We start from the raw sequence: 6,566 nt of genomic DNA, 5'->3' as shown, positions 1-6,566 counted from the left end.
GATGATAATCATTATCATTCATGGCGAAAGGCCTGGTAATATAGATAATGACGGGGGAATGGCAGTATATAAATTGCTAGTGCTAGACCTATATAGAATGAAACATATAAAAATCACTGCTTACATATAGAAATATGACTCACCACAGGATACGTACTGCAATTTTAATATCATTAAATAATGTGGGTGTTTGTATCTGGGGGGAATTAATAACTGTCTGAAGTTTATATATCCATTAGTGAGTTACGAGAAAAATTGCGTCGTATACCCGTATATTAACCTAATATCAAAGGTAGGAGCTATGCAGTATTGAGCTCATCTGCTATTGCAGCAAAAACATAAATTCAAAAATATTTTCCTTTGAGTGCATCCAAAATGATCACCTGAACGTCTCTATCAGAGTAATCAAACACACAACAAGGATATCAACGATGAAACTCCGCTTGCTACCTGCAATGATCGGCTTACTGGCATTCTCGGCTCTGGCTTCTGATGTCGCAGTAAAAGAGACTACGTTAGGACAAGTTTATACCGACAGTAAAGGTATGACCCTGTATACCTTCGATAATGACAAGCAAGACTTGTCCAATTGCTACAAGGATTGTGCCAAGGCTTGGCCACCGTTGTTGGTAAAAGATAATGCCACTCAACTCCCTGGGCTGGATAAAATTAAACGTGCGGATGGTAGTCTGCAATGGACACTGAACCATCGCCCACTTTATCTCTGGCATAAAGATCAACAGCCTGGGGATATTACCGGAGCGGGCTTTAAGAATATATGGTCACTTGCCCGTGCAGATAGGGCGCCGGTCAAAGTTTACACCACCGACTCCGGCAAGATTTTAGCCAATAAAGACAATATGTCGCTCTATACCTTCTCTAAAGACAGCAAAGGGATATCGGTATGCTATGAAGATTGCGCCGCAAATTGGCCGCCGTTAGCAGCCCAAAAAGATGACAAAGCCAGTGCGCCGTTCAGCGTTGTTGCACGTAAAGATGGTACCTATCAGTGGGCCTATCAGGACCAGCCTTTATATTCTTGGATTAAAGATAAACAACCCGGTGATATCACGGGTGATCAGATAAAAGATGTCTGGCATCTGGTTCATCTTTAAATAACGCGTCTGAGGTTATTGTGGTCACAGCAAATGAAGAACTACAGAAACTTTTCTCTCGGATCAAGCTCCGAGACAGGCAGGCTTTTGAAACCTTATATAGCCAAACTAATCGCAAGTTATACGGCTTAATCATGAAAATTGTGGCTGATCGAGATATTGCCGCCGAGCTATTACAAGAGGGGTATCTCAAAGTCTGGTTTGCTGCTGACCGCAGCCCAACAACTTATCCCTGGGCCTGGATGTGTCAATTAATGCGTAATCTGGCTATTGACCATGTCCGACAGCATGGCCGTCATCATCCTAGTTTTGAAGAGGCAGACATGTTATCGGAAGTGGGGAAAGAAGATGAAACCGATACCGCAGCTCACCTTGCCATTTTAAATCGCTGTATTTTTTCGCTGACACAAGAAAAAAGGCAAGCGATAAGGTTGGCTTATATCCATGGTTATTCCCATGAGGAAATTGTTGAACGATTGGCGCGTCCGTTGGGCACGGTCAAATCGTGGATACGGCGCGGCCTAAAGGAGTTAAAACAATGCATGGACACTTAACTTCGGGTCGATATCGCAATTTAATCATCCGGGAACATCTGGTGAGTCAGTATTTACTTGGCACATTATCCCCCAAAACCAGAAAACGTCTTGAATCTCTGATGGCGGAAGATGAAAGCTGGTATGAGCTGGTTATGCAGTGGCATTCACGTTTAAGTGGACTGGAACCAATGACATCAGATAAGCCCCCTTCATGGGTATGGAAAAATATTCAGACCACATTGGGACAACCAGTAAAACCGGGGTTGTGGGCATGGTTGGGGCAAAGAAAGTGGCCAACATTGTCGCTCGCTTGCGCGGCACTGTTATTGCTGTTTTCCAGCACTATGTTGTTTATGGCCAAGCCGCAAGTCGCCATGCCCAGCTATATCGCAGTTATGTCGTCCGCAGAAAAGGCCGACCACTTTGTCCTGATGGCTTACAAAGGTGACAAACCAGGGGAATCAAGTATTCGCTTGAAATGGAATGCCCGTCATCAGTCAACCGATGCAGGAATGGAAACAGCCATGTTATGGGCACGAAATAAAGATACCGGTCAGACGGTGTTATTAGGGCGATTTACTGATTTAACCGTCCCTAAATTACTCACGCCAACGGAATGGAATACTGTCAAAAACAGCAGTGAGCTTTTCATTACGGCAAATAATAATCCTGCAAGCAAGGTTCTGTTCAAAGGTACCTGTATTGAACTGTCTGCTTCAACGGTATAACGATGAGAATAGTTGATGAAAATTAGAAAGTTAATCATTGGAACACTGAGTATCATGGCATCGGCGCTGTCCTACGCCAGCGGCCAATTTCTCGATACTAATATCATCCATCAACCCAACGATGGCGTGGTTCGCGTCTATGGGCCGGGCGGACCTCACACCGCGTTGATAAAAGCCGCAGAGAGTTTTCAGCAAAAGACCGGACAACGTGTGGAAATAATCTACGGACCAGAGGAGAAATGGTCAAAAGATGCCCAGCAACGTGCTGATATTATTTTCAGTGCTTCAGAGCAATCGATGACGGCGTATCTGGAGAATTATCCTTTTGTGGCCAGCAAGGATGTTGTGCCGATGTTTATTCATCCGGCAGTGATTGCAGTAGCAAAAGGTAATCCTAAAAATATTAAGAGTTTTGAGGATCTGATCAAACAACCGGTCAAAATTGTGGTGACCGAAGGTAAAGGAACCTACAACACCTCAGGTACCGGTTTGTGGGAAGATATTGCCGGGCGTTTGGGCCGGCTGGAAGATATCAAACAAGTACGGTCACATATCGTGGCCTATGAGCAGGGAAGTGGTGCTGCATTTAAGGCCTTCCAACGGTTAAAAGCAGATGCCTGGATCACCTGGAGTGACTGGCCGATTGCTAACGCGGATAAAGTCGATATGGTGACTATTGAGCCGGAAAGACGAATTTACCGCGACTTCAATATGGCAATTTCACCGAAAGCAGATATAGGTGCGGCGCAATTCATGGCTTATTTGACTACAACGGAAGGCGCTAAGCTTTTCACCAATGAAGGATGGCTGCGATAGAATTAATTGCTTTATCTGCACAATCCTTAAAAGGTATCTGTCATTATCAAGAACCAGTCCTCGGGCTGGTTTTTCTATTTTTGCGCTGGGGGTTGCGTGCCAGCCAGACTCGGCATGGCGTGGCGCATAATATCTAAAAATGCCCGTAATCTTGCTGGGTAAAAACTGGCATGGGGATAAACCAGATAGATGGGCAAAGGTAATCCGTGCCAATTGGGAGTTAGATGTACTAACCGCCCTTGTGCAAGATCTTCGCTTACCACCCACGTTGAGGCGATTCCTACCCCGACCCCCGCGAGTGCGGCATTACGTAAGGCATACAGACTGTCGGTACTCAATTGTGGCTGGATAGAAAAACGATGTATGTCACCACTCGTCTGATGATTTAGGACGACTTCATTACGGTAAAATGAGCTTAACGCCAGCCAGCGTAAATCCTGCAATTGGTCAGGATGTAGCGGTAGCGGCTTATCATTGAGCAATTCAGGCGCGGCGACGACAATACGCGGCACCTCGGCCAGCAGAATCGCAATCACCGAAGGATCGGTGACGGCTCCAACTTGAATGGCGCAATCAATACCTTCCACGATGAAATCCGGGCGGCGATCATTTAGTATCCATTCCACGGACATTTTCGGATAACGGCCTAAATAGTCTTTAAGCGGTTTGATTAATTGATCTTGCCCGAACGCGTGCGGCACTAAAACTCGCAGTACTCCTCTGGGCTCGTCCGTGGCCCCGCGCAGGTCATCCTCCATCCTATGCCAGTTTTCAACCAGTGCTTTAGCATGGGAATAGCAGCGTTCGCCATCGTCGGTGAGCTTCATAACATGCGTAGTGCGCTGCAATAATTTCAGGCCAAGCAGGCGTTCCAGTGTCTGTAACCGCCGGCTAATCGTCGGCTGGCTTGTACCCAGACGTACTGCTGCTGCCGATAAACTACCAGCCTCAACGATGCGGATAAATGTCTGCATTAACTCTATACGATCAATGCTAGTCAAACCGGGTTCTATCATACGTTAAGCGTATAACAGTTTTACTCTTAAGGCGACTACCAACACATGTCTACTCAGGCAAAAATACTGACTCAATATCATTATAGGTAGCCGCCATGTCAGCCATTCAAACCATACCAAGTACTTTAGATAGTCCTGAGAAAACCCTTTCCGGCCGGACAGTTCTTATGTTGGCAACCGGCGCTGGGCTTAGCGTTGCCTCAATTTATTATAGTCAGCCATTATTGGGTGTTATGGGTACCGACCTGCATGCCAGTGTAGGTACGGTTGGTATGGTGCCGACACTGACACAGATTGGTTATGCTTTAGGTATCTTGTTGCTCGCCCCGCTAGGTGATCGCCACGATCGTCGGATTGTTATTTTATTGAAAGGTCTTTTGCTTACCGCAGCGTTGCTGTGCAGTGGTTTTATCTCTGGTATCAATGGGTTGTTAGTCACCAGCTTGGTGGTCGGGATTGCCGCAACCATGGCGCAGGACATTGTTCCTGCATCAGCGACATTGGCTTCAGCAGCACAACGGGGTAAGACCGTCGGAACTGTAATGACGGGCTTATTGCTAGGGATTCTATTGTCGCGGGTGCTGAGTGGTTTAGTCGCCGAATATTTTAGTTGGCGGGTGCTGTATATCGGTGCGGCGCTGTCAGTTATTTTTATAACGCTGGTGATATGGCGCGGTTTACCTCGGGTTCCCGCAGCTTCAACACTGAGTTATCCAGCACTACTTAGGTCGATGATTCACTTGTGGCTTCAGTTTAAAACCTTGCGCCGTGCGGCGCTATCACAAGGGTTGTTATCGGTCGGATTCAGTGCTTTTTGGTCAACACTAGCAGTGATGTTACAAGATACTTATCATCTTGGTAGTGCTGTTGCCGGTGCGTTTGGCCTTGCCGGTGCCGCAGGTGCTTTGGCGGCTCCTCTGGCTGGAGCATTGGCGGATCGCCGTGGGCCACATAGGGTTACTTTGATTGGTGCAAGTGTGGCAACCCTCTCATTTGCAGCGTTATTTCTTCTGCCGCTATTGCCACTTCAATACCAGATTGGGCTTATGGTCATCAGCGCGATTGGTTTTGATTTCGGCGTTCAGGCGACACTGATAGCACACCAAACCATTATTTACAGCCTGGAACCTGCAGCTCGCAGCCGGCTCAATGCCTTGTTATTTACCGGTGTGTTTGTTGGGATGGCGGTTGGTTCAGCTTTAGGCAGCCTGATGTTGGAAAAAATGGGATGGACTGCTGTAGTTAGTCTGATTACCCTCGCGGGTGCAGCTAGCCTGGTCGTACGCTGGAGCAATCGTAGCGCCAGATAGCCGTGATTCTGCTCATAATGAGCAGAGAAGATAGTGATTTTGCCAATATAGTTAGCATGTCGGGATGTCTAAGAAAACAGGCACCCCGAGCCGATGTCTTGAGTTCCGTTTTAAAATGTTAAGCCCAATAGTCAGTTATCAGCCCCAGTATCAGTAGGGCTGATTAGCTTTGTAAATAAGCCATGCTCTGGCGAATTTCTCTTTCTATATCAGCTTCAGACCAAATATTTAGTTGTGACGAAAACGGTTCAAAAGCATAGATTCCCTGATAACCCAGACGTTCAAGATTTGCGACTTGTTGCTTACTGTTCAACTTATCTTGCTCGCTGAGCATAATGCGGTCTTCATCAGTCAGTGTGGATTTCAACCTGTTCTCTTCGACGCCGGAAAGGTGTACTAAGCCAATTATATTAACGTCAATATGTGCATCAAACTCGGCCTGAGCGATATCACTCAGATAGTAATGGAAAGTATCCAACACCATTTGGTAGGGGGCGGCCGATGTGCGGATCAGTGATTGTGTTACCAGATGAGAACGCAATGAACTGATTCCAAAGCCTAAAGGCTCAATTAATCCAGTGACTTGATATTTCTTAAACAGGGGGGCAAGTAGCCGCAGTGCATCCAGGGTGTCATGCTCTTTTTGCTCGGCTGAACGTCTGTCACTGGCACTACAGTTCGGGCACAGAATGACTCCGTGACAGTTGATATCCCGTGCCAACTTGAGCATGTTTTCCGCTTCTTGTAGTAGCTCGCCTCGCTGCTCTGGCAGATTAAAATATTGCAATGCATTGATAGTAACAATCTCAATTTGATGTTCATCAGCCAGTGCATTGAGTTGGGCCGTACTTAGCTCGTCAGTCACTTTTCCACCGGGCATATCATTGCGTAGCTCAACCTTATTTAAGCCACATTTCTTAACCAGACGGAAAAAATTCTCAATACTGAGATTCGGGGCAATTTTGCGATTAATACAGAAACGATCTTGCGCGATGGACATGGTGCTCTGCTCCTGCTGTGGTAAATGCTATACATAGCTCAAAAT

At 46.5% G+C, this 6,566-nt stretch carries 7 protein-coding genes; 5 read left to right on the top strand and 2 right to left on the bottom strand.

Annotated features, from left to right (window positions below; genetic code table 11):
- Positions 1-431: 431 nt before the first annotated feature.
- The 4 genes from V1952_RS19075 to V1952_RS19060 are packed head-to-tail and all read left to right on the top strand — an operon-like array spanning position 432 to position 3,195.
- Positions 432-1,115 carry a hypothetical protein gene (locus V1952_RS19075; RefSeq protein ID WP_420072285.1) on the top strand — a complete coding sequence of 228 codons (684 nt, stop codon included), beginning with the start codon at positions 432-434 and terminating at the stop codon, positions 1,113-1,115.
- Positions 1,116-1,135: 20 nt separating this feature from the next.
- Entirely contained in the window at positions 1,136-1,669 is a 534-nt protein-coding gene (locus tag V1952_RS19070; protein WP_420072284.1) for an RNA polymerase sigma factor, read from the top strand.
- The gene (locus V1952_RS19065; RefSeq protein WP_420075323.1) at positions 1,654-2,379 is read left to right on the top strand and encodes a hypothetical protein; all 726 of its coding nucleotides are present in this window, start codon (positions 1,654-1,656) and stop codon (positions 2,377-2,379) included. Before V1952_RS19070 ends, V1952_RS19065 begins: the two co-directional genes overlap by 16 nt.
- Before the next feature lie 15 nt (positions 2,380-2,394).
- Positions 2,395-3,195, top strand: coding sequence for a substrate-binding domain-containing protein (locus tag V1952_RS19060; RefSeq protein ID WP_420075322.1), 801 nt, complete (start codon positions 2,395-2,397; stop codon positions 3,193-3,195).
- A 74-nt stretch (positions 3,196-3,269) separates the two neighbouring features.
- On the opposite strand, the gene V1952_RS19055 is transcribed toward V1952_RS19060, so the two are convergent.
- The gene (locus V1952_RS19055) at positions 3,270-4,211 is read right to left on the bottom strand and encodes a LysR family transcriptional regulator (protein WP_420072281.1); all 942 of its coding nucleotides are present in this window, start codon (positions 4,209-4,211) and stop codon (positions 3,270-3,272) included.
- 95 nt (positions 4,212-4,306) lie between these two features.
- Here V1952_RS19055 and V1952_RS19050 point away from each other — a divergent pair, with 95 nt between their 5' ends.
- Positions 4,307-5,521, top strand: coding sequence for an MFS transporter (locus V1952_RS19050; RefSeq protein ID WP_420075321.1), 1,215 nt, complete (start codon positions 4,307-4,309; stop codon positions 5,519-5,521).
- 163 nt (positions 5,522-5,684) lie between these two features.
- Here V1952_RS19050 and V1952_RS19045 read toward each other — a convergent pair whose 3' ends face one another.
- The gene (locus V1952_RS19045; RefSeq protein WP_420072279.1) at positions 5,685-6,521 is read right to left on the bottom strand and encodes a sugar phosphate isomerase/epimerase family protein; all 837 of its coding nucleotides are present in this window, start codon (positions 6,519-6,521) and stop codon (positions 5,685-5,687) included.
- Positions 6,522-6,566: the final 45 nt, after the last annotated feature.

It is taken from the genome of Yersinia sp. 2542 StPb PI, assembly GCF_048593855.1.
In the GTDB taxonomy this organism is placed as follows: Bacteria; Pseudomonadota; Gammaproteobacteria; order Enterobacterales; family Enterobacteriaceae; genus Yersinia; species Yersinia enterocolitica_E.
The sequence above is the reverse complement of the archived record's forward strand: the minus strand, read 5'-3'. Positions and strand labels throughout refer to the sequence as shown.

Coding starts and splice junctions, on each gene's coding strand:
- V1952_RS19045 (WP_420072279.1), bottom strand. CDS start 6,521: ATGTCCATCGCGCAAGATCGTTTCTGTATTAATCGCAAAATTGCCCCG.
- V1952_RS19060 (WP_420075322.1), top strand. CDS start 2,395: ATGAAAATTAGAAAGTTAATCATTGGAACACTGAGTATCATGGCATCG.
- V1952_RS19050 (WP_420075321.1), top strand. CDS start 4,307: ATGTCAGCCATTCAAACCATACCAAGTACTTTAGATAGTCCTGAGAAA.
- V1952_RS19055 (WP_420072281.1), bottom strand. CDS start 4,211: ATGATAGAACCCGGTTTGACTAGCATTGATCGTATAGAGTTAATGCAG.
- V1952_RS19065 (WP_420075323.1), top strand. CDS start 1,654: ATGCATGGACACTTAACTTCGGGTCGATATCGCAATTTAATCATCCGG.
- V1952_RS19075 (WP_420072285.1), top strand. CDS start 432: ATGAAACTCCGCTTGCTACCTGCAATGATCGGCTTACTGGCATTCTCG.